This is a genomic window from Enterobacter sp. P82, assembly GCF_037053385.1.
Classification (GTDB): domain Bacteria; phylum Pseudomonadota; class Gammaproteobacteria; order Enterobacterales; family Enterobacteriaceae; genus Enterobacter.
On record NZ_JBALHX010000006.1, the window covers coordinates 31,922 to 56,819 of the forward strand.

Here is a 24,898-nt window from a genome sequence, read left to right on the forward strand (position 1 = left end):
TTTTTTCTCCCTCAGTGCACAACAGGCGATTGAATGTGACGGGCGCAGAGTTCATCCATCACTGCGAGCCCGAGAAAGGACAGTGAGGGCGCGGCCTTGAGTGGTCCGTCTTCCATCAAATCTTCCAGCAGTGCACAGGCAATCTGACGGCCTTTTTCCTCGCCGTGCTGGCGCAGGTAGAAGCCCTCCAGCTCGTCGGCAATCGCACTTTCCAGCGCGTCGAGGGTGAGGTTTGGGTAGCGGCGCTGACGCTTGCATACCGTCAGCCATGCACAGGCCACGGCGCGACGATACAGCGCGGCGCGTAATACGGGCGGTAATGGCTTTTTCATACGTTGCCCTCCCCGGTCAGCCAGCGCTGATTGCAGCGTTCGACCACGCCGTCGAGCTGGGCGGTCATGAGGTAAATCACGGAGGTGAGCTGTAACTGCTGCGCAGGGTCACGACGAACGTTGGCGCAGTCCTGCACCTGCATCAGCTCATTGACGAGCTGACCGACGTTGCGCATGTGCTCAAGGCATTCGAGGTCACGGGCGGTAATGGTGGTGTGTCTCATGCGCGCACCTCCGCAACCGGCAGACGGCCGGCAAACGAGAGGACGTAATCGCGAACAAGAGAAAGGCGTGCGGCGTGTTCATCACCAGCAACGGTGCGAAGCATACAAATGCGGGGTTTACGGTCTGCACGACGAACGGCGGCAAACACAAAAACAAACTGCGGGTGTGACGGGGTGAGGGTCGTAGCCATAAGGGCAACCTCCATTGAGTAGCGGTTATCGCCACCACCGGAGCTGCAAATCTCATGGGTGGTGGCCCGGACAGGGTTTGCAGTACCGGCCTCAATGGATACCGGCCAGCCCGAAGGCTGCCCCGCCCGAACCACCATTATCTGACAGGAGCCACGGTGTAAACACCACAGCCCGAAAAATGGGTGTGTCTGAGCTACGACGAAAAAAAAGACGCATGGCGCGTCCGGTGTCGCCATTGAGTTACACGGGCTGCAAATCCCGGCTGCCGATTTTGCGACAGCGGGAAAACTATACCTGGAAACGGCGAAAAGAAGCAAGCCAGAAAAAGGGGCTGTTTGCTGAACGGTCATCATCATGCGTCATAGCCCCGGTTACGTTCGGCAATGCGATCCGCCATCCATGCCGTAATTTCAGACTGCGCCCACGCCACGTTTTTACCGCCCAGGCTGATTTGTTTCGGAAAAGCCTCCCGGCTGATGAGGTCGTAAATGGTCGACCGCGACAGACCGCACAGGTGCATCACTTCAGGCAGGCGGATAAAGCGTTCGTGAACGGCATCAGAGACCGGCATCAGCGGCGCGGCAGGGGCAGAAGACGGGGAAGAAAAAGCGGTGTGCATCGGGCTACCTCATAATGTCCATACAGTGCCGGTCATGTCCGTCCGGCTTCGGGTAGCTCCTTATTATGTCTATATTTTTCCTCAGGTCATGTGAGATTTTTGGGGAAACAAACATTGACTTTTCGCTATGGCAAACAAAGGAAAACGCTGGCAAACATATGCAAATCACTGCATTACAATGCAGCAATTTCTATTGCTTTTAGTTATACATTTTTCATTTTTAATCGAAATAAAGTCTAAGTGGTATAGACAGATCAAAACAGAAGGGTGAACAGTGGTGAACAGACGGTGAACAGTCATGTCGTCAACTGTTCACCCTTTATCTTACTGTATTGCTTATATTTTTATTTAAGGTGAACAGTGGTGAATAGTTATAAGTAAAAAAACAAACGATGAGCAAGGTTTTGCTGAGACCTTTCTCTGGCAAGCCGGGTTTTGAGTGCTGTTTGTGCCAGAACTGCCACAACTGCAATCAATCGAGATGTTGTGTGATGAAGGGCAGAATCATTTCAGGTTGAACACACGGAGAGCCTGAACATGAAACCCGAAACAGTCATTACCCCCCTGCAGAATGTAGCCGCCCAACAGTCCGCAGAGAGCTGCCAGCTCATCACAGACAAGCTGAGCGCATTCACTGCGGCCAGAAACACACATGCGGCCAGCATGAAGGAACTGAAAGAAATTGATACGTCCATTGAACGCTGTAAGCAGGAGCGGCAGACCGCCCTAAGTGAGAGTGCAGAGGCGGAGCAGGACTGGCGCAGTCGCTTCCGAACTCTGCGCGGCAATCTCACCCCTGAAATGAAAGCTGAGCACAGCAAGCGTATCGCCAGTCGCGAGCTGGCCGACGAGTTCACCGGCCTGATTGCGGAGCTGGAGACCGACCGGACACGCGCCATGCTGAATGCCTGCTCCACCGCCAGTAAATACCTGTCAGCGCATGAAGATGCCTTTACCGCTTATGCCGGTGCGGAATGGGCTCAGGTGGTCAACACGCTCCCCGTCGCGCTCATACGTGCTTTCCTGTTGCGCATTCGCGCGCTCGAAATGAAGGGTGACAGTGCACCGCAGTCCGTGGTCATCGGCGAGCTGCGCGATGCCCTCAACCGTCAGGGCAGTCTGTATCACTTCGATATGAAGCAGGAGCCGGTACTCGCCGTGACGGGCATGCACCAGCCGCAGATTACCGGTGTGGATATGGAGCTGTTACGCAGCCCGGCGAAGAGAATGAAGCTCGCCAGAAAGCTGTCTGAAAATGACGGCACTAAGGCGGAGGCATAAGTATGTTTCACTGTCCGTTTTGCAAAACCAGTGCACACGCCCGCACCAGTCGTTATCTGTCAGAGAACGTTAAACAGCGCTATCACCAGTGCGTGAATATCGAGTGCTCGGCAACTTTCCGCACGCTTGAATCCGTTGACGGGATTATCTGTTCGCCGCCGACAGAGCCGGTCATTCCTGCATCCGAACCGGCAGCCACCGTTAACCGTGCCGGTGCGTAAGCACGACCAGTCATCAGGAGAAACTTACGTGACCACACTGACGCTACAGAAAGCCTTTGAGGCCTGTCAGGCAAGCAAATCCGCCTGGCTGCAACGCAGGGAAGAACTGACGCAGGCCGAACAGGCATACCGCGAACAGCTTGCCGGCAGCGGCCACAGCGGCCGGAGCCTGCAAACGCTGCGTGAAATTATTGACGTGAAAAAGTGGGAAATTAACCAGGCTGCCGGGCGTTATATCCGCTCGCATGAGGAGGTGCAGCGCATCAGCATCCGCGACCGATTAAATGATTTTATGCAGGCTCACGGCGCGGAGCTGGCCGCTGCCCTCGCCCCGGAGCTGATGAATTATTCCGGGCGACATTCCGCCGTTCAGCGCTGCGCCATGCAGCACTCGGTCGACTATCTGCGTGAGGCGCTACAGGTCTGGCTGGCCGCCGGAGAAAAAATTAATTATTCGGTGCAGGATCATGAAATTTTAACGGCCATTGGATTCAGGCCTGACGCGGCCTCGCGCGATGATAGTCGTGAAAAATTCACACCTGCACAGAACCTGAATTACACCCGCCGCCGTGCAGAACTGGCTGCGCAGTAGTCCTTTCAAAAATCCCTGAAAATCCCGCCATTTTTACGTAAAAAAGCCATGCATGCATAAGGTGCATGGTTTTGCATGCGTTTTACCGACACTGAATCCCCCGCCAGCACCAGCACTGACGAGCTCAGAGGCCGGTCATGCACCTGCATTAAAAGCGCCCCCTTAAGCGGGCAGGCGGGGCGGGGAGAGCATTGCGCGCCAGCAGTAGTGTTTAATATTAATAAATTATCGTCAGAGCGCGTCGTTTGTGCTCGGGCGTGTGTGGGGAAGTGAGGCGCTATGGTGGCAGGGTATGAAAAAGCCGCCTGCTGGCGGCTTTGATGAGAAGGTATTAACAGGCAACTTTCAGAATTGGATAAAAAACAGTTTTATAATCGTCAGGAATTGCTTCTCTAAGCCGACTGATAACCGAGCTGTTCTGAGGTAATTGCGATGCTAAGTTACTGAGCAGCGCATCAAGCTTTTCACTGCGATCCCATTGGATCTTATAGCTTGAGGAATCAATTTTTTGAGCAATCGATAGCAATTGTTGTTTATCGTTATAAACATATTTCATCTTAATTAAATTGACACCATCATCATGAATGTCTGAATAAGTTAAAATGAAATGAATTAACTCACCTTTCTTGTAAGTTTCGATATGTTGATATTCACGTTCAAAAATCGATGTAACTAACTCATGAGGCTGAACCCCTTTTACCATGCAAAAGGAAATTATTTTATTAATCTCTTTCATGATTTGAGTATAGTTTGTCATTTAATCATCCTCTCAACTTCTGCGAGAACCTTATCTAAGTCATTAATCGACTGGAGAAGGGCCTTGTTATCTCGCTTATCAACTGGGCCATAAGCTTTGGCTAGTTTTATAAACACATATCGTACTAATATACCATCATTAGCGTCAGTTGTCTTTAAATAAGGCACGTGACGATTGAAAAGAGCATAAAGTTCTGAGCTTTTCTCATTAATACCATTATCAATCAGTAAATTAGAAACCGCATCCTGAGTGCGGGTTTTTAGGATTTCCCTCATTAATTTTCTTGCTTGGTGAGGTCTTTTCTCAATTAATTCAGGATCAATAACTTCAGCAGCTTTCTGAACTTCTTTTTCTGCTAATTTCTGGCGCAATTCTTCCAATGCATCTTCGGGTAAATCTACTCCTGCTTGCCTAATTTTTTCTATTTGCTGATTTACTGAGTCACTTATCTCATGTCGTTTTTGTTCGAATAATGCATTAAAATCAATGTCATTTAAGTAAGAATCCTTATCACTGACATATACGCTTTCACTTTCGACCCCTGCCAATTCGTTTCCTCTTTCGACATAATCTCTATCGGTGAACGTATATTCTCGAACAGTTGCCCTGCGAGCTTTCTCCACCTCCTTTTGGAAACTTTCCCACATGACGTTTAGACCTATTTCCTCATGAAAGATTACTAAGCCATTATTATCAATTTCGAAATGTGTGATTTCATTTGCAGGTATAGCTCTCAATATTCTCCCGACAACTTGGGCGAAGGCATTCAGGCTTCGATAAGGACGAAATATTGCTAGAATGGTGAGATATTTATGGTCGTAACCTTCCATTAGCATATTTACGGAAATGACTACATCACATTGATGATTATCGACTTTCATCAAAGCATCAGAAAGATCACTCGGATCCATTTCGCTGTGTACTATGACAGAAGTCATACCCTTATCTTTGTACCAATTAAATAAATCTTCTGCGTGCGCGATACTACAACCCACGGCTAAAATTTTATGAGGAATTTTTTGCGAAGTGTTTTTTAGCTCTTTAAGTTTCGTAATACTATGGTCAATAACATCTAACGAGCATTCTTTAGAAAGAGCAATGCTTTTTTCAATCCATTCTTTATCTTTGAACATTAATATTTGTTCTTTAGATAGTTTTACTCCCGGTTGTTCCGGTGTTGTAAAAAACAGCTCATGCGCATTTACAGTTTCTTTTCTAAGCCACTTAACATATTTATCTCTCATAACCTCAGATAAAGGTGTTTCGTGAATTTTTACACCTGGAATTTCCTGATTGTCGCCTCTGTAAGGTGTTCCGGTAACATGTAGTATTTTTGCATTTGAAAAATAATGAAGAGTATCACGCCAACTTTGTGCGGGTGCATGATGGGCTTCATCTATAATAATAAAATCAAAGAAATCTGGAGGTACTCTGTTAATTAATCCATTACCCCTTGTAGAAGTTATTTTTTGAATATTAGAGTAAACAATATGGCTACTTAACAGATGTTCATCGGATAACTCAGCCAGATACTCATTGACTACAGGAATATCTTTACTGCTGAAAACAATATCAAAATTAACCCAGAAGTTATCAGCAAGAACCTCTTGTGTTTTTCTTATGCTGTCTTTTGTAATAAGTCCAGGAGTAATTATTAGGACTCTTTTACGAGCAACGCCAAATGGAGCTATTGATATTAAACCACTTTTACCTGTACCTGTTGGCAAAACTACCAGCGCCTCTTTATTTTCTTCATCACTGAAGAATTCTTTTATTTTTATATAAGCTTCAATTTGTGGGGCTCTAAGTTTTGTATTACCTTCAATGTTTACCGCTGTGTTTAAAAAGTAAGACATTACAATTGTCCTTAATTAGTTAGTAACCTTTGCGGGGATAAAGTTGGTCTGCATAGAATTGAAGCATCCGATTTCTACCATCCATATACTGAGCATGGTTATAGACGCCACGAATGCTGTTTTTATCCACATGGGCGAGTTGTGTCTCGATCCATGCACTATCGAAACCCTCTTCATGCAGTATCGTTGACATTGTGTGCCTGAAACCATGTCCAGTAGCTCTCCCTTTATAACCCAACAACTCAATAACTTGGTTGACGCTTTCCTTACTTATAGGCTTTTTACGGTTATTCCGTCCAATAAAAATGTAGGGATAGTGACCAGTGATGGGTTTTAGCTGTTGAAACAAATCGATTACCTGTGATGAAAGGGGTACTAAATGAGGTCGGCGCATCTTCATTCGTTCTGCTGGTATCTCCCAAACCCCCTTATCCAAATCAACCTCTTCCCACGTAGCAAAGCGCATCTCCTGCGTTCTTACACCAGTTAGCATGACTATCTTTGTAGCATTTTTGGTGATGATGCTGCCGGTGTATGCTTCCAAATCCCGAATGAAATGAGGCAGCTCTTCAGCAGATAAAAAAGGATGGTGTTTTTGCTTAGGAACGGCCAGAGCGATAGCTAAATCAGGCGCTGGATTGTATTCAGCGCGACCAGTTATGATCGCATAGCGATAGACCTCACCGCACCTTTGCCGCACTTTTCTGGTCTTCTCTAGTGCTCCACGCTTCTCTATTCGTCGCAATACTTCAAGCAGTTCTAACGGCTTGATTTCATTGATAGGGCGTTTACCAATGAACGGGAACACATCTTGCTCAAATGTTTTAATAATTTCTTCGCGATAGGCCACTGTCCAGCGGTCAGCTTTGTTAGTGTGCCATTCTCTACATACGGCTTCGAATGAGTTCTCTGTTGAGAGTTGCTGTGCCAGCTTTTGGGCTTTACGTTCTTCCACTGGGTCTATGCCGTTTGCTACCTGCTTACGAGCTGTATCGCGTTTCTCACGTGCTTCTGCGAGGCTCACAAGGTCGTAGCTGCCAAATGACATTAGCCGTGCTTTACCGGCAAAACGAAAGCGGAAGCGCCAGCCCTTTGAGCCGTCTGGATTGATGAGTAGTGATAGGCCTTGTCCATCGTTCAATGTGTAGGGCTTGTCTTGGGGCTTTGCGCGTTTAATTTGTATGTCTGTTAGTGGCATGTGTATAAGTCAAAAATGTGTATAAAAAATCTATACACATCACTATACATATTTTTCACGGATTCAGGGAGAACTTGTCGGACAGTTACGGATGAGTGATTTACTAACTATATTTAAAATAAAGAGTTTTTAGACAATCTTGGATGGTGGCAGAGGAACTTTGGCGGAAGATCACAGGAGTCGAACCTGCCCGGGAACGCTGGCGTCCCCAACTGGATTTGAAGTCCAGCCACCTCACCGGAGATGACGATCTTCCGCGCCTGCATTGCTACATGGAGGCGGGGCGCATTATAGCTACTTTCAGGCATTTACCACATACCCCTACACACTTTTTTCACCTCTCTTTTGACCTGTACCGGGTCATTTCAGTTAATTCCTAAGAAAATCCTCATGTTAGCCCTCCGCTCTCCCCGACATTTACCGCGATCACAAAAAACAAGAAACGTAATCTGTTAACCAGAAAACGCAATACCCGCCTTTGAAACAATGGTTTAAAACCAATGCAACCGGTCTCAGCGCCCCCTACAGCGTGAAGGATAAAAAAGATGAGCGAAGTATTGTCAGTAAAAGAGAAGATTGGCTACGGCATGGGAGACGCCGCCAGCCACATCATTTTTGATAACGTCATGCTGTACATGATGTTTTTCTACACCGATATTTTCGGCATTCCCGCCGGGTTTGTCGGCACCATGTTCCTGCTGGCGCGCGCGCTGGATGCGATCTCCGACCCGTGCATGGGGCTGATTGCCGACCGCACCCGCAGCCGCTGGGGCAAGTTCCGTCCGTGGATTTTGTTTGGTGCCATCCCGTTCGGCATCGTCTGCGTGCTGGCCTACACCACGCCGGACCTCAGCCTCAACGGTAAAATGGTCTACGCCGCCGTTACTTACACCCTGCTGACCCTGCTCTATACCGTCGTCAACATCCCCTACTGCGCGCTGGGCGGCGTGATCACCAATGACCCGACGCAGCGTATCTCCCTTCAGTCCTGGCGCTTTGTGCTGGCGACCGCGGGCGGAATGCTCTCCACGGTGCTGATGATGCCGCTGGTGAACCTGATTGGTGGCGACGACAAAGCCTTTGGATTCCAGGGCGGGATCGCCGTGCTGTCGGTTGTCGCGTTCCTGATGCTGGCGTTCTGCTTCTTCACCACCAAAGAGCGCATTCAGGTGCCGCCGAGCACCACCTCCATGCGTGAAGACCTGCGTGATATCTGGCAAAACGACCAGTGGCGTATCGTTGGTGTGCTCACCATCCTCAACATCCTCGCCGTCTGCGTGCGCGGCGGGGCGATGATGTACTACTGCACCTGGATCATGGGTTCACCGGAAATTTTCGTCGCGTTCCTCACCACCTATTGCGTCGGCAACCTGATTGGCTCTGCGCTCGCCAAACCGCTCACGGATTGGAAATGCAAGGTCAGCATCTTCTGGTGGACTAACGCCGCGCTGGCGGTGGTCAGCGTGGCGATGTTCTTCGTGCCGATGCATGCCACCGTCCTGATGTTCGGCTTCATCTTCGTTATCGGCGTGCTGCACCAGCTGGTGACGCCGATTCAGTGGGTAATGATGTCCGATACCGTCGACTACGGCGAATGGACCAACGGCAAACGTCTTACCGGCATCAGCTTTGCGGGCACGCTGTTCGTGCTGAAGCTCGGCCTGGCCCTGGGCGGGGCGATGATCGGCTGGATGCTGGCGGGCGGTGGCTACGATGCCGCAGCCAAAACCCAGAACAGCGCGACCATCAGCATCATTATCGGCCTGTTTACCCTGGCACCGGCGATCTGCTACGTGCTGAGCGCCATTATCGCCAAACGCTACTACACGCTGAAAACCCCCTTCCTGACCAAAATCCTGCGCGAGCTAGCGCAGGGCGCGCGCCGTAATCAGCAGGAGTTTGAGAACCTGCCGGTCAGCAAAGAATTGCAGAACTAAGAGGACGATAAGATGAAAATCAGTGATGGAAACTGGCTTATTCAACCGGGCCTGAATGTGACTTACCCGGTTCAGGTATTCGATGTGGAACAACAGGGCAATGACCTGGTGGTGTATGTGGCGCCGCGCGACGTGCGCGAGCGCACCTGGCAGCTCGACACGTTGATGTTCACGGTGCGCCTGTTTGCCCCGCAGGAAGGGATCGTTGGGGTGCGTATCGAGCACTTCCAGGGCGCGCTGAATAACGGCCCGCACTATCCGCTGAACGTTCTGAAAGACGTGAAGGTAGAGATTGAAAACAACGCCGAGTTTGCCGAGCTGAAAAGCGGCAGCGTCAGCGTGCGCGTCACCAAAGGCGAGTTCTGGGCGCTGGACTTCCTGCGTAACGGCCAGCGCATTACCGGCAGCCAACTGAAAAACAACGGCTACGTGCAGGACAGCAACACCGACCGCAATTACATTTTCGAACGTCTGGATCTGGGCGTGGGGGAAACGGTCTACGGTCTGGGCGAGCGCTTTACCGCGCTGGTGCGCAACGGCCAGACGGTCGAAACCTGGAACCGCGACGGCGGTACCAGCACCGAGCAGTCCTACAAAAATATCCCGTTCTACCTAACCAACCGCGGCTACGGCGTGCTGGTGAATCACCCGGAAAACGTCTCGTTTGAAGTCGGCTCCGAGAAGGTCTCCAAAGTGCAGTTCAGCGTCGAAGGCGAGCATCTGGAATATTTCGTGATCGACGGCCCGACGCCGAAAGAGGTATTAAACCGCTACACGCAGTTCACCGGGCGTCCGGCGCTGCCGCCAGCGTGGTCGTTCGGCCTGTGGCTGACCACCTCGTTCACCACCAACTATGACGAAGCCACGGTCAACAGCTTTATCGACGGTATGGCCGAGCGCGACCTGCCGCTACACGTCTTCCACTTCGACTGCTTCTGGATGAAGGCCTTCCAGTGGTGCGATTTCGAGTGGGACCCGGTGACCTTCCCGGATCCTGAAGGGATGATCCGTCGCCTGAAAGATAAAGGGTTGAAGGTTTGCGTGTGGATCAACCCGTACATCGGCCAGAAATCCCCAATCTTCCAGGAACTGAAAGAGAAGGGTTACCTGCTCCAGCGCCCGGATGGCTCCCTGTGGCAGTGGGACAAATGGCAGCCGGGGCTGGCGATTTATGACTTCACCAACCCGGAAGCCTGCAAATGGTACGCCGACAAGCTGAAAGGCCTGGTGGATATTGGCGTGGATTGCTTCAAGACTGACTTCGGCGAGCGTATCCCGACCGACGTGCAGTGGTTCGACGGTTCCGATCCGCAGAAGATGCACAACCATTACGCCTACATCTATAACGAACTGGTGTGGAACGTACTGAAAGAAACCGTCGGCGAAGACGAGGCAGTACTGTTTGCCCGTTCTGCTTCTGTGGGGGCGCAACAGTTCCCGGTGCACTGGGGCGGTGACTGTTACGCCAACTATGAATCAATGGCAGAAAGCCTGCGCGGTGGGCTGTCGATTGGTCTGTCTGGCTTTGGCTTCTGGAGCCACGATATCGGCGGGTTCGAAAACACCGCCCCGGTGCACGTCTACAAACGCTGGTGCGCGTTCGGGCTGTTCTCCAGCCACAGCCGCCTGCACGGCAGCAAATCCTACCGCGTACCGTGGGCGTACGATGACGAGTCCTGCGACGTGGTGCGACATTTCACGCAGCTGAAATGCCAGATGATGCCGTACCTGTATCGTCAGGCTGCGCTGGCGCGCGAGTGCGGCACGCCGATGCTGCGCGCAATGATGCTCGAGTTCCCGGACGATCCGGCGTGCGATTATCTCGACCGTCAGTACATGCTGGGGGATTCCATGATGGTTGCGCCGGTGTTCTCCGAAGTGGGTGACGTGCAGTTTTATCTGCCGGAAGGACGCTGGTCGCATCTGTGGCATAACGATGAAATCCAGGGCAGCCGCTGGCATAAACAGCAGCACGATTTTATGAGCCTGCCAGTGTATGTGCGCGATAACACACTGCTGGCGCTGGGCAATAATAACCAGAAGCCGGATTACGCGTGGCATGAGGGCACAGCCTTCCAGCTGTTTAACCTGGACGATGGCGCAACGGCGGTGAGCGAAGTCCCTGCGGCGGACGGCTCTGTGGCGTTTACGCTGAAGGCATCACGTCTGGGCGATATCGTAACCTTTACCGGCGCGGGAGACGCTCAAAACTGGTCGGTGTGCTTGCGCAACGTGCAGAAGGTGGGCGGCGTGAAGGGCGGCTCACACGCAGGCAGCGAGTGGGGTGTGGTGGTGAAAGCCGAGGGGAATGAGGTGGTGATTCACCTCTGAGCCGTACAAATGCCCGGTGGCGCTTCGCTTACCGGGCCTACGATAATTGTGCGGTCTGATGCCCTCACCCTGACCCTCTCCCACAGGGAGAGGGAACAAACATCAAAAACGGCAACAGGGTTGCCGTTTTGCATTTCCTTGCGCCACCCGGCTTGTTTATTGCATCGGTGTTGAAACCACACCGCCCGTCATTGTCTGCTCGACTTGCTGCTTATCCATATTCACTGCATTCAGTTTCCCGTTAACGGTTGGCTTCAGCGGGGCCTTGTCCTGCACGCTGCCGCTGGCGGTGAGCTGAATGTTGCCGTCGCCTGCAATCGGCAGCGCTGGCCAACCCCAGTGCTCGATCACGTTCAGCGGCACACCGCGCCCGTTCAGGCTAACAGTGGTTTGCCGTTGCGGCAGTTGTGAAACCGTCGCCGTGGCCTCCAGAATGCCTTTCTCAGTAAACGCGCTCAGGTCAGTAATATTCACCGTGGCAGCATTGGCATTCAGTGCCAGTGACGGACGACGCACATCCACGCGGTTAAAGGTTGCCGCCGCGCCATTCAGGGTTGCGCTGCCACCCCAGACGCCCCACTGGCGATCTTTCACCAGCTGCAGGTTTGCGCCATAGCCATCAAGAGAGGTGATCTGCCACGGGAAGGTCGGATCGATGTCGATCACCAGGTTACGGCTCAGACCGAATTTTTGCAGCGTGACGCTGTTCAGCCATTCCGGCAGAGGCTCCATCCACAGCGTTTTCCAGTTCTGCGGCAGGGTATACTCCAGCCCGGCGATGGCGACATCGTCCAGCACCAGCGCTTTACCGTCGCGCTGCCAGTTGCCAGAGGTGCGCACCATGCCGCCTTCCCAGCGGGAGGTGAGCTGGTGCAACGCCACGCCCTGCGGAGAGAATTCCGCATTCAGGATTGGGTCAAACAGATGCAGCGAACCGTAGATGAATTCGCTGGCGTTCATGGATAAACGCCCTTCCTGGCTCTGCCAGTCGCCTTTACTCAGCGTCAGGTTGCGCAGGCTTAAATCAAGGTCAGTGACTGCCCAGTCCGGGCCCTGCAGGCGGGCGTCGGTTACGTCCAGTCGGCCAATCTGCAGAGAGGGGATGGTGGTCAGCGGTGCGAAGAAATCCATCAGCGTTTTATCGCTTTGCAGACGGATCTCGTTCAGACGCAGGGTGTCGATGATCCAGCTTCCGTCGGCGTTACGCAGGGCAGAGCCGGTGAGTGAACCGCGGGCCATATCGGCACCGATGGTGTTCAACACCACTTCCTTGCCGTTCAACTGACCTTCGATCAACACATTGGTGGCCGGCATACCGTTCAGGGTGAGCGAGCCTGCGCTCATCTGGATCTGCGCATTTTTGCCCAGCACGTTGCCTGCTTCTGGTTGCCAGGGGCTGACACCCCCCGTGACTTTCTGAGCACTTAAATCCCACTCCGTATTGGGGCTGTTAAAGGCCATGTTGTTCAGTTGCAAACGGTCTGCCTGGAAAGGCAGCGGCGCAGTCTGAGGAGAAAGGTTCAGCGTGCCATCGAACAGGGAGATGGTGTCCATATGCAGCGGATCGGTAACCTGTCGGCTACTGAGGCCAATATCGACTTTTTTCGCAACCAGCGTGGCGGGCTTGCCATCCCGGCCAAAGGTGACGTTTTCCAGAATGATGTGGGAAGGCGACGAAAAGCGGTGATTCATCTTGTCGAAACTGAGCTCGTAGTCGGTATTTACCGTCACCCAGTTGCTGACCTGACTCGCTCCCCAGCGGGTCTGGAGCAGGATATAGAGCGCCAGAACCACAATCAGCACGGCTACCAGAAGATAGACGAGTAGCTTTCCAATAAATTTCATGGTCTTCCATCCCGCAAAACGCACATAAAGGAGTTATGCACGATTTATGCGCAATCCTCAAGGCGGGAATGGTGTAATTAGATGTCACGGCAGGCATTGACTGCCTGCCGTGAGAGAGATCAATTTTTCTCAGGCGGGAATACGAGGTTCAGCACGATAGCGGTGATACCGCCCGCGGCAATGCCGGAAGAGAGCAGGTTTTTCACCCAGTCCGGGGCAAACTGCAGGATCAGCGGCTGCTGAGACACACCCAGACCCACGGCCAATGACAGAGCGATAATCATAATCGCGCGGCGGTTCAGCGGTTCGCGGGAAACGATACGTACGCCGGAAGCGGCAATTGTGCCAAACATCACCAGCGTTGCGCCGCCCAGTACCGGCTCAGGAATGTGCTGCACAAAGCCGCTTACCGCCGGGAACAGACCGAGGACGATCAGCATCAGCGCCACCACAAAACCGACGTAGCGGCTGGCAACGCCAGTCAACTGGATCACGCCGTTGTTCTGGCCGAAGCAGGAGTTCGGGAAGGTATTGAATACCGCAGAGACAAACGAGTTCAGGCCGTTCGCCAGCACGCCGCCTTTCAGGCGCTTCATGTACAGCGGGCCGGAAACCGGCTGCTCGGAGACGTCTGACGTGGCAGTGATATCGCCGATGGTCTCCAGAGAGGTGATCATAAAGACCAGCATCAGCGGCAGGAGCAGGCCCCAGTCAATGCCCAGACCGTAGTACAGCGGCGTGGGGACGGTGATCAGCGCGCTGTTGGTCGGCGCGGTGTTCTCTGGCAGCATGCCCAGCGCCCATGCCAGCAGATAACCCGCCGCCATGGCAATCACCAGCGATGCGACGCGCAGATACGGGTTGCGCTGACGGTTAAGCAGAATAATGATCGCCAGCACGACAGCCGCCAGCAGCAGGTTTTTCGGTGCGCCAAAGGTGTGGTCACTCATTGCCGCATAACCGCCGCCAATGGAAGTGAGGCCCACCTGAATCAGCGACAGGCCGATAATCATCACGACTACGCCGGAAACCAGCGGGGTGATGACGCGGCGCGCCAGGTGCAGTACGCGGGAGATGACCATTTCCGTGCAGCTTGCCAGCATCAGCGTGCCGAACAGCGCTGCCATCATGGTCGGGACATCCGCGCCACCGGTTTTCAGCGCTGTACCACCCATGATCAGTGGCGCCACGAAGTTAAAACTGGTGCCCTGAATCGACAATAAACCCGAACCCACCGGACCCCACGCTTTAATTTGAATAATCGAGGCCACGCCAGAGGCAAAGAGAGACATGCTGATGATGTGCTGAGTGTCCTGAGCCGGTAAACCGAGCGCCTGGCAGATCAGTAACGCCGGGGTGATCACCGCCACAAACATGGCCAGAAGATGCTGGCAGGCGGCGAAAAGCGTTTGCGGAAGAGGCGGGCGGTCTTCAAGGCGGTAAATCAGTTCGCTATTTTGCTTCTGCGCAATCGGTTGCGCATCTGGCGACTCTATGGTGTTAACGGACATCGGCGGCAATCCCACGGTGGAAAAGCGGGCATTTTATCTGACCATCTGGTAAAAGCAAACGATTGCCAGCAAAAAAAAGGAAGAAAATCTGCCGCTTTGGGCAGGTTTTCTACAACGTATCGGGAAAAAAAATTACACTTTTTGCGCCGGTGGCTCATGAAGAGCGCAAACCGGCCCAGGATAACGCCGCGTGTGTATGGAACACGCGCAATACAGGAGCCTTCTATGATTCATCTCGATACGTTGCCGACCCTTGTTGCCGCAACGCTGGTCTTACTGCTTGGCCGTAAGCTGGTACACAGTGTTTCCCTTCTGAAGAAATACACCATTCCCGAACCTGTCGCCGGTGGCCTGCTGGTGGCGCTGGCCCTGCTGGTGCTGAAAAAAAGCATGGGCTGGGAAATTGATTTTGATATGTCCCTGAAAGACCCTCTGATGCTGGCTTTTTTTGCCACCATCGGCCTGAATGCCAACCTCGCGAGCCTGCGGGCGGGCGGTAAAGTGCTCGGCGTATTCCTGATAGTGGTGGTGGGGTTGCTGCTGATGCAAAACGCCATCGGCATCGGGATGGCAACACTGCTGGGCCTGGATCCGCTGATGGGGTTGCTGGCCGGGTCAATTACGTTGTCCGGGGGGCACGGTACTGGTGCGGCGTGGAGCAAGCTGTTTATCGAGCGCTATGGCTTTGAAAACGCAACTGAAGTGGCGATGGCCTGTGCGACCTTTGGCCTGGTGCTGGGTGGCCTGATTGGCGGCCCGGTGGCGCGTTATCTGGTAAAGCATTCCACCACACCAGACGGCAGACCGGACGATGAGCTGGTGCCGACTGCATTCGAAAAACCGGATGTCGGGCGTAGCATTACTTCACTGGTGCTGATTGAGACCATCGCGATGATTGCCATCTGCCTGACGGTGGGAAAGGTGGTTGCGCAATGGCTGGCAGGTTCCGCGTTTGAACTGCCGACGTTTGTCTGCGTGCTGTTTATCGGGGTGATCCTGAGCAACGGTCTGGCGCTGATGGGGTTTTATCGTGTGTTCGAACGCGCGGTTTCAGTGCTGGGCAACGTCTGTCTGTCGCTGTTCCTCGCGATGGCGCTGATGAGCCTCAAACTGTGGGAACTGGCCTCGCTGGCGCTGCCGATGGTAGCCATTCTGGCAGTGCAGGCACTGTTTATGGCATTGTACGCGATGTTTGTCACCTGGCGCATGATGGGCAAAAACTACGATGCGGCGGTGCTGGCAGCGGGTCACTGCGGGTTTGGTCTGGGGGCAACCCCAACGGCTATTGCCAACATGCAGGCGATCACTGAACGGTTTGGCCCATCGCATATGGCGTTTCTGGTGGTACCGATGGTCGGTGCGTTCTTTATAGATATTGTCAACGCGCTGGTGATTAAGCTGTACCTGATGCTGCCGATGTTTGCCTGAGATCAGGCGTTGGAATAACGTTCGGTTTCCGGCATCCAGCGCTCTATTAACGCTGCCGCCTGTTCGGGGTAGCGTTCATGAATATGGCGGGCCAGGCGTTGAACTTCGGGGATCATCGCCTGATCGCGCAACAAATCCGCCACTTTGAATTCAGCATTCCCCGTCTGCCGCGTGCCCAAAAGTTCCCCCGGACCACGTATCTCAAGGTCTTTTTGCGCAATAACAAAACCGTCGTTGCTGTCGCGCAGCACCTGCAAACGCATCTGCGCAGTTTTCGAGAGCGGTGCTTTGTAGAGCAGTACGCAGTGGGACGCTACCGCACCACGGCCAACACGTCCGCGCAGCTGGTGGAGTTGGGCAAGCCCCAGGCGCTCCGGGTTTTCGATGATCATCAGGCTGGAGTTTGGCACGTCCACGCCGACCTCGATCACCGTGGTGGCGATCAGCAGGTGTAAATCGCCCTGTTTAAACGACTGCATTACCGCCTGCTTTTCGGTGGGCTTCATACGTCCGTGAACCAGACCCACCTTCAACTCTGGCAGTGCCAGTTTCAGTTCTTCCCACGTCGCTTCTGCAGCCTGCGCCTCCAGCAGCTCAGACTCCTCAATTAACGTGCAGACCCAGTACGCCTGACGCCCTTCGTGAGTGCAGGCATTGCGCACGCGGTCGATGATATCGCTGCGACGCGTGTCAGGAATGGCGACCGTTGTGACCGGTGTACGACCCGGCGGCAACTCGTCGATGGTGGAGGTATCCAGATCGGCGTAGGCGGTCATTGCCAGGGTGCGGGGGATCGGCGTCGCGGTCATGATCAGCTGATGCGGGTGGAAACCCTGCTGCAAACCTTTCTCCCACAGCGCCAGACGCTGATGCACACCAAAGCGGTGCTGCTCGTCGATAATCACCAGCGCCAGGCCGTTAAACTGAACCTGTTCCTGGAAGATGGCATGTGTGCCAACAATCATTTGTACCTGACCGCTGGCAATTGCGTCCTGTTGTGCAAGGCGGGCTTTGCCTTTTTGCTTCCCGGCAAGCCAGCCCACTTCAATGCCCAGCGGCGCAAACCAGGCGCGGAAATTGTTGGCGTGCTGTTCGGCCAGCAGTTCCGTCGGTGCCATCAGCGCCACCTGTTTGCCGTGGGCAATGGCGCGCAGGGCGGCCAGGGCGGCAACCAACGTTTTTCCGGAGCCTACATCACCCTGCACCAGGCGCATCATCGGTACATCAAGCGCCATATCGCGTTCGATCTCGGCGGTGACGCGCGCCTGTGCACCGGTGGGTTTAAACGGCAGCGAGGCCAGCAGCTTATCTTTGAGCTCATCATGCGGGCTTAAGGGCTGGGCATGGAAACGTTGCGCACCCGCGCGAAGCGCCAGCATGCTCAGGTTATGTGCCAGTAATTCCTCAAGGATAAGACGCCGTTGGGCGGGGTGTTTGCCACTTTCTAAATCGCTGAGCTGCAGCGTTGGCGGTGGACGGTGAAGGGTTCGCAGTGCTTCGGGCAGGCTCATCATACCCTGCGCCAGTTCTGGCGGCAGAAGCTCGGTAATGGCGCAGGTATCCAGCAGCTCCAGGGCCTGATCGGTGAGCTTACGCAGCGTCGCCTGCTTGATGCCTTCCGTCGTCGGGTAAACCGGGGTGAGTGTTTCCTGCAGCTCCGGCGTGCTGAGATCGCCCTGTACTCGGTATTCCGGGTGGATCATCTCTGCGCCGTATTTTCCGCGTTTGGCTTCTCCATAGGCCAGCACTCTGCGACCTGTCGCCAGGCTGTTTTTCATTGCCGCGCTGAAGTTGAAAAAGCGCATGGTGAGAATGCCGGTGCCGTCGCTGATCTGACAGGTCATCATCCGGCGTCCACCAAAGGTGATATTGCAGTTCAGGACTTCGCCTTCAACGGTGGCATAAATGGCAGGCAGCAAATCGCCAATTTTGTACAGCTGGGTGCGGTCTTCGTAACGCAGAGGGAGGTGGAGCAGGAGATCCTGCACGGTGTGCAGGCCGATTTTAGCCAGCTTATTGCTTTGCGCCGCGCCCACGCCCGTCAGGCTATTGAGCGGGATGGCATCCAGCAGGCGGCCTTTCATCGGTTACCCGGCGTACTGCATAGTGGCCCACCACTCGGCATCGGCTTCAATTTCGCCCTGCGCGTTGACGTGGGGGTAAGGCAATTTTTTCTGCTTCGCAACGCGAGCCAGCACCGGGTAACCACCTTCGAACAGCAGGCGCTGCTGTTCATCTTCCGGCAGCATACTGTTGCTGCGTTTGTACATTCCGGCATTCTGACGCTGGCGCTGCGCTTCATAAAGAATAAGCGCGGAGGCCACAGAAACATTGAGGGACTGAACCATACCGATCATCGGAATGATAATGTCCTGATCCGCCAGATCCAGTGCTTCCTGAGTGATCCCGGTTTTCTCCTGACCCATCAAAATACAGGTCGGACGGGTGTAGTCGATCTCGCGGAAATCTACGGCTTTAGCGGACAGGTTAGTGGCAAGTACCTGCATACCGCGCCCTTTCAGGTGGGTTACGGCTTCGCCTATGGTCTGGTGGTGTTTGACAGAAACCCAGCTGTTACTGCCTGCAGCTGCAGATACCATGGTACGCATGCGGGAGCCCGGCCAGACAGCGTGCACTTCATGCACGCCGACGGCGTCTGCAGTACGGACAATGGCAGAAACGTTATGGGGCTTATGGACCTGCTCCATGCAGACTGTCAGGTCTGGCTGACGCCTGGCGAGCATCTCGCAGATACGTGCATAACGTTGTGCATTCATAAAACTAGTTTCTGTTGCGGGTGACTTTAATCACGTCCGGCATGACGCGGATCTTGCGCATAATGTTCGCCAGATGCACGCGGTCGCGGGCGGTCAGACGAATAAAGGCGCTGTAGACGCGGCCATCTTTTTCTTCCGTGTTCAGGCTCTGAATGTTGGAAGAGGCCGTGTTAATCGCTGCCGTCAGGTTCGCCAGGGCACCCTGATGGTTGAACATATCCACCTTAATTTCGGTGATAAATTCCTGCGCGGTCTCTTTATCCCACTCGACCGCCATAAACTTCTCGGCTTCTTTCTGGTAGCCGCGAATGTTACGACAGGATTCGTGGTGGATAACCAGCCCTTTGCCCGGGCTGACGTGCGCAATAATCGGGTCGCCAGGGATTGGACGGCAACATTTTGCGAAAGTGATAAGCACGCCGTCTGCGCCTTTGATAGGCAAATGACCGTGGCTTTGCGTAGCGGGCTGCGCAACGGAGGCATCCCCCTGTTGCAGGTTTTTCGCTACCACTACACTCATGGCGTTACCGAGGCCGATCTCTGCCAGCAAGTCATCAAGCGAGGCGAGTTTCATGCGCTCCAGCTCACGCTGAATGTTCTCTTGCGGGATTTCAGCCAGCTTACGGCTGCCGCCCAACGCGTGGTTGAGCAGACGACGTCCCAGACTGACCGAATCATCGCGCTTGAGGTTTTTCAGCAACTGGCGAATTTTGGCGCGTGCTTTAGAACTCACGACAAAGTTCAGCCAGGCCGCATTCGGACGTGCGCCCGGTGCGGTAATAATTTCCACCGTCTGGCCGCTGGAGAGCGGCTGAGACAGCGGGTAAGGCTGTCTGTCGACGCGTGCACCCACGCAGGCGTGCCCGATATCGGTATGCACGGCGTAAGCGAAGTCGACCGGTGTTGCCCCAGCAGGCAGCTCGACAATGCGACCTTCTGGGGTGAAAACGTAAATCTCATCCGGGAAGAGATCGGATTTAACACTCTCGATAAATTCAAACGAGCTGCCCGCACTCTGCTGAAGTTCCAGCAGGCTCTGCATCCAGCGCTGGGCGCGGATTTGAGCGGTCGTGCTGCTTTCACCGCCGTGCTCTTTATACGCCCAGTGTGCGGCCACACCCATTTCTGCCATCTGGTCCATATCTTCGGTGCGGATCTGCACTTCGACAGGTACACCATGTGGACCGATCATCGAAGTATGCAAAGATTGATAGCCGTTCGCTTTTGGAATGGCGATGTAATCTTTCATGCGCCCCGGACGCGGTTTGTAGAGGCTGTGCATCTGCCCCAGCACGCGATAGCAGGTATCGGAGTCGTGGACGATCACGCGGAACGCGTAGATATCCATGATCGAGTGAAAACGCTGCTCTTTGAGCACCATTTTGCAGTAGATAGAGTACAGATGCTTTTCGCGACCGCTGACGCGGCACGGAATTCCCGCTTCCTGTAAACGCCCTTCAATTTCCGAGAGGATCTTTTGAATCATCTCTTTACGGTTACCGCGTGCGGCTTTCACCACCTCTTTAATCACACGATAGCGGTTCGGGTACAACGCTTCAAAACCCAGCTCTTCCAGCTCGGTTTTAATGTGATGGATACCTAAACGATGCGCCAGTGGACTGTAGATTTCGAGGGTTTCACGGGCAATGCGGCGACGTTTATCCGGGCGAAGTGAGCCCAGCGTGCGCATATTGTGGGTACGGTCAGCGAGTTTGATGAGAATGACGCGGATATCCTGCACCATCGCCATAATCATCTTGCGGAAGTTTTCGGCTTGCGCCTCTTTCTTGTCGCGGAAATTCAGCTTATCAAGCTTAGAGACCCCTTCCACCAGTTCGGCAACGCTTTTGCCAAACAGCTGTTCCATGTCCTGGTAAGTGGCAGGGGTATCTTCAATCACGTCATGCAGCAGAGCGGCCATCAGTGTTTCGTAGTCGAGTTTCATCTCGGCCAGAATACAGGCTACCGCTACCGGGTGCGTGATATAGGGTTCACCGCTTGAACGTGTCTGGCCCTCGTGAGCGTCACGTGCAACGAGATACGCCTGCTGAAGACGCTTTATCTGGTCTTCAGGCAGGTAGGTTTGAATCAGTTGATTCAGGCTTTCAAACAGATACAAGGGCGACCCGCAGGTTTAATTAACGACGACCTTCAGCAATAGCGGTTACGGCCTGCAGTTCTGCGGCTTCCTGCTCTTGCTGCTCCTGGCGCTCGCGCACGTCGAGGATCTGGTTGTTAATCAGACCTTCTTCGATTTCGCGAAGTGCAATAACGGTAGTTTTATCGTTTTCTTCCGGTACCAGCGGATCTTTACCGCCTACCTGCATCTGACGAGCGCGACGCGCGGCGACCAGCACCAGGTCAAAACGGTTACCAATTTTCTCTACAGCGTCCTGAACAGTTACGCGTGCCATACTTAAAATGCTCCACAGGTGAAGAAATGACTGGGCATGATACTGAAAGTGGGTTCAGTCTGCCAACAGTTTGGTGATTAATGCGTCATGTCGCTGCTTCTGGCGGCTCATACGCAGACGTTCTGCGCGAAGAATGGTTTTGAGATCGCTCAGCGCGGCATCAAAATCATCATTCACAATAAGGTAATCATATTCCGCGTAATGGCTCATTTCTGCAACTGCCTGTTCCATACGCTTTGCGATCACTTCTTCGCTGTCCTGGCCACGACCGCGCAGGCGGCGATCCAACTCATCTTTCGATGGCGGTAAAATAAAGATGCTGCGTGAGTCAGGCATCTTCTTGCGAATCTGCTGCGCGCCCTGCCAGTCGATATCCAGGAATACATTTACGCCAGTTGCCAGAACCTGCTCAATGGTTTCACGCGAGGTGCCGTAGTAGTTACCGAACACTTCTGCGTGTTCAAGAAACGCGTCTCTGCCAATCATCGCTCTGAATTCGTCGTGATTCACAAAGAAATAGTGTTCACCGTGCACTTCACCCGGACGCGGTGCTCGCGTGGTGTGAGAAACAGAAACCTGTGTGTCGTACAACGGTTGGGTTTTTAACAGTGCCTGAATAAGGCTGGATTTACCCGCGCCACTTGGGGCAGAAACAATATAAAGCGTGCCTTGAGCCATGAGAGTCTTTTGTATGTGTTAGCGAAGAAGTCCTACATACGGGCTTATTATACACGTCACCGCTCTGTGACGTAGCCTTTGTCACACTTTTTCCCCTCGAATATTGAATTTTGCGTGCCGTTTTCAGGTTTTATCTGTGGTTTTCAGCAACCAAAAGAAATACCGGACAGCGTCTCGCATTGTGAAACGTTGACGTTAGCGTTGTTTCAGGCATCCGGGTATACCTTCTGCAACACAAAGGAGGGGTGGCGATGTGGCAATGGATAAGCGGGTTAATGCTGTTGTGGTGTGGTTATGGGGTTGCTGTGTGTCCGGTGTGGTCGCAGGCAAAAGCAGAGAAAGAAATTGCGTTCTTAAGTGCGCAAATCAAACGCTGGGATGATGCCTACTGGAAACAGGGCGTTAGCGAGGTCAATGACGAGGTGTACGACCAGCTTAGCGGCCGGTTAAAACAGTGGCAGCACTGTTTTGGCAGTGAATCACTGGATGCCGCCATTCCTGCCCTGACGGGAAATATCAAACATCCTGTCGCCCATACCGGGGTCCATAAAGTGGCCATTAAAGAGGCGCTTCGCACGTGGATGCATGCCCGGCACAATCTCTGGATGCAGCCAAAGGTTGACGGCGTGGCGGTGACGCTGGTCTATCGTGACGGAAAGTTAATTCAGGCCATCAGTCGTGGTAATGGCCTTAAAGGTGAGGACTGGACTGCACAAGTGCGTTTAATTCCGTCAGTCCCTAAAGACGTGTCGGGTGCGCTGGCAAACAGTGTCCTGCAAGGGGAGCTTTTTTGGTTGCGCGAAAACCACATTCAACGACAGATGGGGGGAGTGAATGCACGCGCAAAAGTGGCGGGTGCGATGATGCGGCAAAAGGACAACGCGCTTCTGAAACAGACAGGGATATTTATCTGGGCCTGGCCCGATGGACCCAAGGATATGCAAAGCATGTTGTCTGAACTTTCCAGTGCAGGATTTCCTCTTACGGCGCGCTATACCTTGCCAGTTGAGACTGTAGAAGCCGTCGAGAAACAGCGTTCAACCTGGCAAAACACGCCATTACCCTTTGCCACGGATGGCATTGTGGTGCGATCCGCAGATTCTCCCCTCGGTGAAAACTGGTTGCCCGGAGAAGGTAACTGGGTTGTCGCGTGGAAATATTCCCCAGCAACACAGGTAACAGAGGTCAGTGATATTCGTTTTACCGTGGGGCGAACGGGCAAAATTTCCGTTGTAGCAGCGCTGGAACCCGTGCAACTGGATGATAAACAGGTGCAGCGAGTGAACCTGGGATCGGTCGGTCGTTGGCAGAGGCTGGATATTGCCCCGGGTGATCAGATACAGGTTAGCCTGGCCGGTCAGGGTATCCCCCGGTTTGATAAGGTGGTCTGGCGAGGAACGGATCGACAAAAACCACTCCCTCCGCCCTCACGTTATCATTCAATGAGCTGTTTTTATGCTTCACCGGAGTGTATGGAACAATTCTTTGCGCGGTTGACGTGGCTTAGTTCAAAGCAGGTACTCAACATTGAAGGTTTAGGAGAATCAGGATGGCGGGCACTCTGGCAAGCACATCATTTTGAACATCTCTTCTCATGGCTGTTATTAACTCAGTCGCAGCTGCAGTCTACGCCGGGGTTTTCCGCAGCGCGTGGGTTAGCGCTCTGGCATCGCTTTAATCTGGTGCGTGAGCAACCTTTTATTCGCTGGCTTATGGCGTTGGGTGTGCCGCTGACACAGGCCTCGCTGAAGGCGATGGGGGTCATGTCCTGGCAGAAGATGAGCGTGCGTAATGAAAAGGACTGGCTGTCCTTGCCGGGGACGGGAGAGGAGAAAGCGCGGCAAATCGTTAACTGGATGCACGCGCCTCAGGTAGATGTGCTGGCAAAGTGGCTAGCGGAGCAGCACATCAAGGGATTTTGACATTAATGAGCGCTGTGTTTGTAGTGAAAAACAGGCAGTCCAAGCTTCAGCCGCAGCGCCAGCATGCGCGCTGTAAAGCCGAACAGCAGTGTGGAGATGACCACCACATCATGGTTCGACACGTAATGTTGCAGGGCGATATACAGCACTGCTGCTGCGAAGGATATGCCTGCATACAGCTCTTTTTGAAAGACCAGAGGAATGCGTTTGCAGAACATATCGCGCAGCACACCTCCGAATACGCCCGTGATCACCGCGGCAATGGTGGCGATCACAGGCCCCTCACCCATATCGAGCGCGATTTGTGCTCCGATGATCGAAAAGACGATCAGCCCCAGTGCATCAAGCACCAGGAACAAGCGGCGCAAATGAGGCATAACGGGGGCGACAATGGTGGTTAATACTGCGGCTGTCGCCACGATAATCACATACTCGGGGTGTTTAACCCAACCGAGTGGATAATGACCAAGCAGGATATCGCGTACAGAACCGCCGCCCAACGCAGTCGCAGTGGCGATAATGATCACGCCAAAGGTGTCCATCCGGCGACGTCCGGCGGCGAGTGCGCCTGTCATGGCCTCTGCGGTGATACCAATAATATAGAGAATGTGAAGCAACATATAACCTCCGGAGTGAACGTGGGGAGGTTAGCGATTTGTGCGCAAGATCACGATTGAGATTTTCTAAGGCGATTCAGTTTGCCATATAAAATATTATCAAGCTTCGCCGCAAATGGCTTATGAATGGTGGTGCGATGAGAAATTCCGGCATGTAACGGATTAG

At 53.4% G+C, this 24,898-nt stretch carries 22 protein-coding genes and 1 tRNA gene; 7 read left to right on the forward strand and 16 right to left on the reverse strand.

Going from position 1 to position 24,898, the window contains the following annotated elements; all coding sequences use genetic code 11:
* Window positions 1–11 precede the first annotated feature (11 nt).
* The 4 genes from WB237_RS20070 to WB237_RS20085 are packed head-to-tail and all read right to left on the reverse strand — an operon-like array spanning window position 12 to window position 1,367.
* Window positions 12–332, reverse strand: a complete 321-nt coding sequence (locus tag WB237_RS20070) for a DUF5375 domain-containing protein (RefSeq protein WP_336215782.1) — start codon at window positions 330–332, stop codon at window positions 12–14.
* Window positions 329–556, reverse strand: a complete 228-nt coding sequence (locus WB237_RS20075; RefSeq protein WP_336215784.1) for a hypothetical protein — start codon at window positions 554–556, stop codon at window positions 329–331. Before WB237_RS20075 ends, WB237_RS20070 begins: the two co-directional genes overlap by 4 nt.
* Window positions 553–1,104 carry a host cell division inhibitor Icd-like protein gene (locus WB237_RS20080; protein ID WP_070533641.1) on the reverse strand — a complete coding sequence of 184 codons (552 nt, stop codon included), beginning with the start codon at window positions 1,102–1,104 and terminating at the stop codon, window positions 553–555. The genes WB237_RS20075 and WB237_RS20080 overlap by 4 nt, the downstream gene beginning before the upstream one ends.
* Window positions 1,101–1,367 (reverse strand): helix-turn-helix transcriptional regulator, encoded by a 267-nt coding sequence (locus tag WB237_RS20085; protein ID WP_000556585.1) that lies wholly within the window; start codon window positions 1,365–1,367, stop codon window positions 1,101–1,103. The genes WB237_RS20080 and WB237_RS20085 overlap by 4 nt, the downstream gene beginning before the upstream one ends.
* 537 nt (window positions 1,368–1,904) lie before the next feature.
* Here WB237_RS20085 and WB237_RS20090 point away from each other — a divergent pair.
* From WB237_RS20090 to WB237_RS20100, 3 genes are read left to right on the forward strand one after another with little or no spacing between them, the layout of a single operon-like run.
* Window positions 1,905–2,648 (forward strand): capsid protein, encoded by a 744-nt coding sequence (locus WB237_RS20090; RefSeq protein ID WP_336215788.1) that lies wholly within the window; start codon window positions 1,905–1,907, stop codon window positions 2,646–2,648.
* 2 nt (window positions 2,649–2,650) lie between these two features.
* Window positions 2,651–2,869 (forward strand): ogr/Delta-like zinc finger family protein, encoded by a 219-nt coding sequence (locus WB237_RS20095; RefSeq protein WP_045408790.1) that lies wholly within the window; start codon window positions 2,651–2,653, stop codon window positions 2,867–2,869.
* A 28-nt stretch (window positions 2,870–2,897) separates the two neighbouring features.
* On the forward strand, window positions 2,898–3,461 hold the full coding sequence (locus WB237_RS20100; RefSeq protein WP_336215792.1) for a phage polarity suppression protein: 564 nt from the start codon (window positions 2,898–2,900) through the stop codon (window positions 3,459–3,461).
* Between the two features lie 331 nt (window positions 3,462–3,792).
* On the opposite strand, the gene WB237_RS20105 is transcribed toward WB237_RS20100, so the two are convergent.
* The 4 genes from WB237_RS20105 to WB237_RS20120 form a co-directional block, all read right to left on the reverse strand.
* Window positions 3,793–4,218 carry a hypothetical protein gene (locus tag WB237_RS20105; protein ID WP_241511071.1) on the reverse strand — a complete coding sequence of 142 codons (426 nt, stop codon included), beginning with the start codon at window positions 4,216–4,218 and terminating at the stop codon, window positions 3,793–3,795.
* The gene (locus WB237_RS20110) at window positions 4,215–6,074 is read right to left on the reverse strand and encodes a DEAD/DEAH box helicase (RefSeq protein ID WP_336215796.1); all 1,860 of its coding nucleotides are present in this window, start codon (window positions 6,072–6,074) and stop codon (window positions 4,215–4,217) included. The genes WB237_RS20105 and WB237_RS20110 overlap by 4 nt, the downstream gene beginning before the upstream one ends.
* Window positions 6,075–6,093: 19 nt before the next feature.
* Window positions 6,094–7,272 (reverse strand): tyrosine-type recombinase/integrase, encoded by a 1,179-nt coding sequence (locus WB237_RS20115; RefSeq protein WP_252071691.1) that lies wholly within the window; start codon window positions 7,270–7,272, stop codon window positions 6,094–6,096.
* A gap of 161 nt (window positions 7,273–7,433) precedes the next feature.
* Window positions 7,434–7,528 (reverse strand) — tRNA-Sec (locus tag WB237_RS20120).
* A 289-nt stretch (window positions 7,529–7,817) separates the two neighbouring features.
* Here WB237_RS20120 and WB237_RS20125 point away from each other — a divergent pair.
* Together WB237_RS20125 and yicI are read left to right on the forward strand one after the other, a co-directional pair.
* Window positions 7,818–9,209: a glycoside-pentoside-hexuronide family transporter gene (locus WB237_RS20125; RefSeq protein WP_336215800.1), complete on the forward strand. Its 1,392-nt coding sequence runs from the start codon at window positions 7,818–7,820 to the stop codon at window positions 9,207–9,209.
* Between the two features lie 12 nt (window positions 9,210–9,221).
* Window positions 9,222–11,540, forward strand: coding sequence for an alpha-xylosidase (gene yicI / locus WB237_RS20130; protein WP_336215803.1), 2,319 nt, complete (start codon window positions 9,222–9,224; stop codon window positions 11,538–11,540).
* A 156-nt stretch (window positions 11,541–11,696) separates the two neighbouring features.
* On the opposite strand, the gene WB237_RS20135 is transcribed toward yicI, so the two are convergent.
* Window positions 11,697–13,385 (reverse strand): AsmA family protein, encoded by a 1,689-nt coding sequence (locus WB237_RS20135; protein ID WP_336215805.1) that lies wholly within the window; start codon window positions 13,383–13,385, stop codon window positions 11,697–11,699.
* A gap of 119 nt (window positions 13,386–13,504) precedes the next feature.
* Window positions 13,505–14,896 carry a xanthine/proton symporter XanP gene (gene xanP / locus WB237_RS20140; RefSeq protein WP_336215807.1) on the reverse strand — a complete coding sequence of 464 codons (1,392 nt, stop codon included), beginning with the start codon at window positions 14,894–14,896 and terminating at the stop codon, window positions 13,505–13,507.
* A gap of 225 nt (window positions 14,897–15,121) precedes the next feature.
* Here xanP and gltS point away from each other — a divergent pair, with 225 nt between their 5' ends.
* Window positions 15,122–16,324 carry a sodium/glutamate symporter gene (gene gltS, locus WB237_RS20145; protein WP_336215809.1) on the forward strand — a complete coding sequence of 401 codons (1,203 nt, stop codon included), beginning with the start codon at window positions 15,122–15,124 and terminating at the stop codon, window positions 16,322–16,324.
* 2 nt (window positions 16,325–16,326) lie between these two features.
* Here the strand turns inward: gltS and recG are convergent, their stop codons facing one another.
* From recG to gmk, 5 genes are read right to left on the reverse strand one after another with little or no spacing between them, the layout of a single operon-like run.
* A complete protein-coding gene (gene recG / locus WB237_RS20150) occupies window positions 16,327–18,408 on the reverse strand; it encodes an ATP-dependent DNA helicase RecG (protein WP_336215811.1) in 2,082 nt (693 codons plus the stop codon).
* 3 nt (window positions 18,409–18,411) lie between these two features.
* Window positions 18,412–19,101: a tRNA (guanosine(18)-2'-O)-methyltransferase TrmH gene (gene trmH / locus WB237_RS20155; RefSeq protein ID WP_336215813.1), complete on the reverse strand. Its 690-nt coding sequence runs from the start codon at window positions 19,099–19,101 to the stop codon at window positions 18,412–18,414.
* Between the two features lie 4 nt (window positions 19,102–19,105).
* Window positions 19,106–21,220, reverse strand: coding sequence for a bifunctional GTP diphosphokinase/guanosine-3',5'-bis pyrophosphate 3'-pyrophosphohydrolase (spoT, locus tag WB237_RS20160; protein ID WP_028017842.1), 2,115 nt, complete (start codon window positions 21,218–21,220; stop codon window positions 19,106–19,108).
* A gap of 19 nt (window positions 21,221–21,239) precedes the next feature.
* Window positions 21,240–21,515, reverse strand: coding sequence for a DNA-directed RNA polymerase subunit omega (gene rpoZ, locus WB237_RS20165; RefSeq protein WP_000135058.1), 276 nt, complete (start codon window positions 21,513–21,515; stop codon window positions 21,240–21,242).
* A 54-nt stretch (window positions 21,516–21,569) separates the two neighbouring features.
* The gene (gmk, locus tag WB237_RS20170) at window positions 21,570–22,193 is read right to left on the reverse strand and encodes a guanylate kinase (RefSeq protein ID WP_028017843.1); all 624 of its coding nucleotides are present in this window, start codon (window positions 22,191–22,193) and stop codon (window positions 21,570–21,572) included.
* A gap of 251 nt (window positions 22,194–22,444) precedes the next feature.
* Here gmk and ligB point away from each other — a divergent pair, with 251 nt between their 5' ends.
* Window positions 22,445–24,115, forward strand: a complete 1,671-nt coding sequence (gene ligB, locus WB237_RS20175; protein ID WP_336215821.1) for an NAD-dependent DNA ligase LigB — start codon at window positions 22,445–22,447, stop codon at window positions 24,113–24,115.
* 2 nt (window positions 24,116–24,117) lie between these two features.
* Here the strand turns inward: ligB and WB237_RS20180 are convergent, their stop codons facing one another.
* Window positions 24,118–24,735 (reverse strand): trimeric intracellular cation channel family protein, encoded by a 618-nt coding sequence (locus WB237_RS20180; RefSeq protein WP_028017845.1) that lies wholly within the window; start codon window positions 24,733–24,735, stop codon window positions 24,118–24,120.
* Between the last annotated feature and the right edge of the window lie 163 nt (window positions 24,736–24,898).

Excerpts from the sequence above, each read along its gene's own strand:
- WB237_RS20070 (WP_336215782.1), bottom strand. The coding sequence starts at position 332 with ATGAAAAAGCCATTACCGCCCGTATTACGCGCCGCGCTGTATCGTCGC.
- WB237_RS20075 (WP_336215784.1), bottom strand. The coding sequence starts at position 556 with ATGAGACACACCACCATTACCGCCCGTGACCTCGAATGCCTTGAGCAC.
- WB237_RS20080 (WP_070533641.1), bottom strand. The coding sequence starts at position 1,104 with ATGATGATGACCGTTCAGCAAACAGCCCCTTTTTCTGGCTTGCTTCTT.
- WB237_RS20085 (WP_000556585.1), bottom strand. The coding sequence starts at position 1,367 with ATGCACACCGCTTTTTCTTCCCCGTCTTCTGCCCCTGCCGCGCCGCTG.
- WB237_RS20090 (WP_336215788.1), top strand. The coding sequence starts at position 1,905 with ATGAAACCCGAAACAGTCATTACCCCCCTGCAGAATGTAGCCGCCCAA.
- WB237_RS20095 (WP_045408790.1), top strand. The coding sequence starts at position 2,651 with ATGTTTCACTGTCCGTTTTGCAAAACCAGTGCACACGCCCGCACCAGT.
- WB237_RS20105 (WP_241511071.1), bottom strand. The coding sequence starts at position 4,218 with ATGACAAACTATACTCAAATCATGAAAGAGATTAATAAAATAATTTCC.
- WB237_RS20110 (WP_336215796.1), bottom strand. The coding sequence starts at position 6,074 with ATGTCTTACTTTTTAAACACAGCGGTAAACATTGAAGGTAATACAAAA.
- WB237_RS20115 (WP_252071691.1), bottom strand. The coding sequence starts at position 7,272 with ATGCCACTAACAGACATACAAATTAAACGCGCAAAGCCCCAAGACAAG.
- WB237_RS20125 (WP_336215800.1), top strand. The coding sequence starts at position 7,818 with ATGAGCGAAGTATTGTCAGTAAAAGAGAAGATTGGCTACGGCATGGGA.
- yicI (WP_336215803.1), top strand. The coding sequence starts at position 9,222 with ATGAAAATCAGTGATGGAAACTGGCTTATTCAACCGGGCCTGAATGTG.
- WB237_RS20135 (WP_336215805.1), bottom strand. The coding sequence starts at position 13,385 with ATGAAATTTATTGGAAAGCTACTCGTCTATCTTCTGGTAGCCGTGCTG.
- xanP (WP_336215807.1), bottom strand. The coding sequence starts at position 14,896 with ATGTCCGTTAACACCATAGAGTCGCCAGATGCGCAACCGATTGCGCAG.
- gltS (WP_336215809.1), top strand. The coding sequence starts at position 15,122 with ATGATTCATCTCGATACGTTGCCGACCCTTGTTGCCGCAACGCTGGTC.
- recG (WP_336215811.1), bottom strand. The coding sequence starts at position 18,408 with ATGAAAGGCCGCCTGCTGGATGCCATCCCGCTCAATAGCCTGACGGGC.
- trmH (WP_336215813.1), bottom strand. The coding sequence starts at position 19,101 with ATGAATGCACAACGTTATGCACGTATCTGCGAGATGCTCGCCAGGCGT.
- rpoZ (WP_000135058.1), bottom strand. The coding sequence starts at position 21,515 with ATGGCACGCGTAACTGTTCAGGACGCTGTAGAGAAAATTGGTAACCGT.
- gmk (WP_028017843.1), bottom strand. The coding sequence starts at position 22,193 with ATGGCTCAAGGCACGCTTTATATTGTTTCTGCCCCAAGTGGCGCGGGT.
- ligB (WP_336215821.1), top strand. The coding sequence starts at position 22,445 with ATGTGGCAATGGATAAGCGGGTTAATGCTGTTGTGGTGTGGTTATGGG.
- WB237_RS20180 (WP_028017845.1), bottom strand. The coding sequence starts at position 24,735 with ATGTTGCTTCACATTCTCTATATTATTGGTATCACCGCAGAGGCCATG.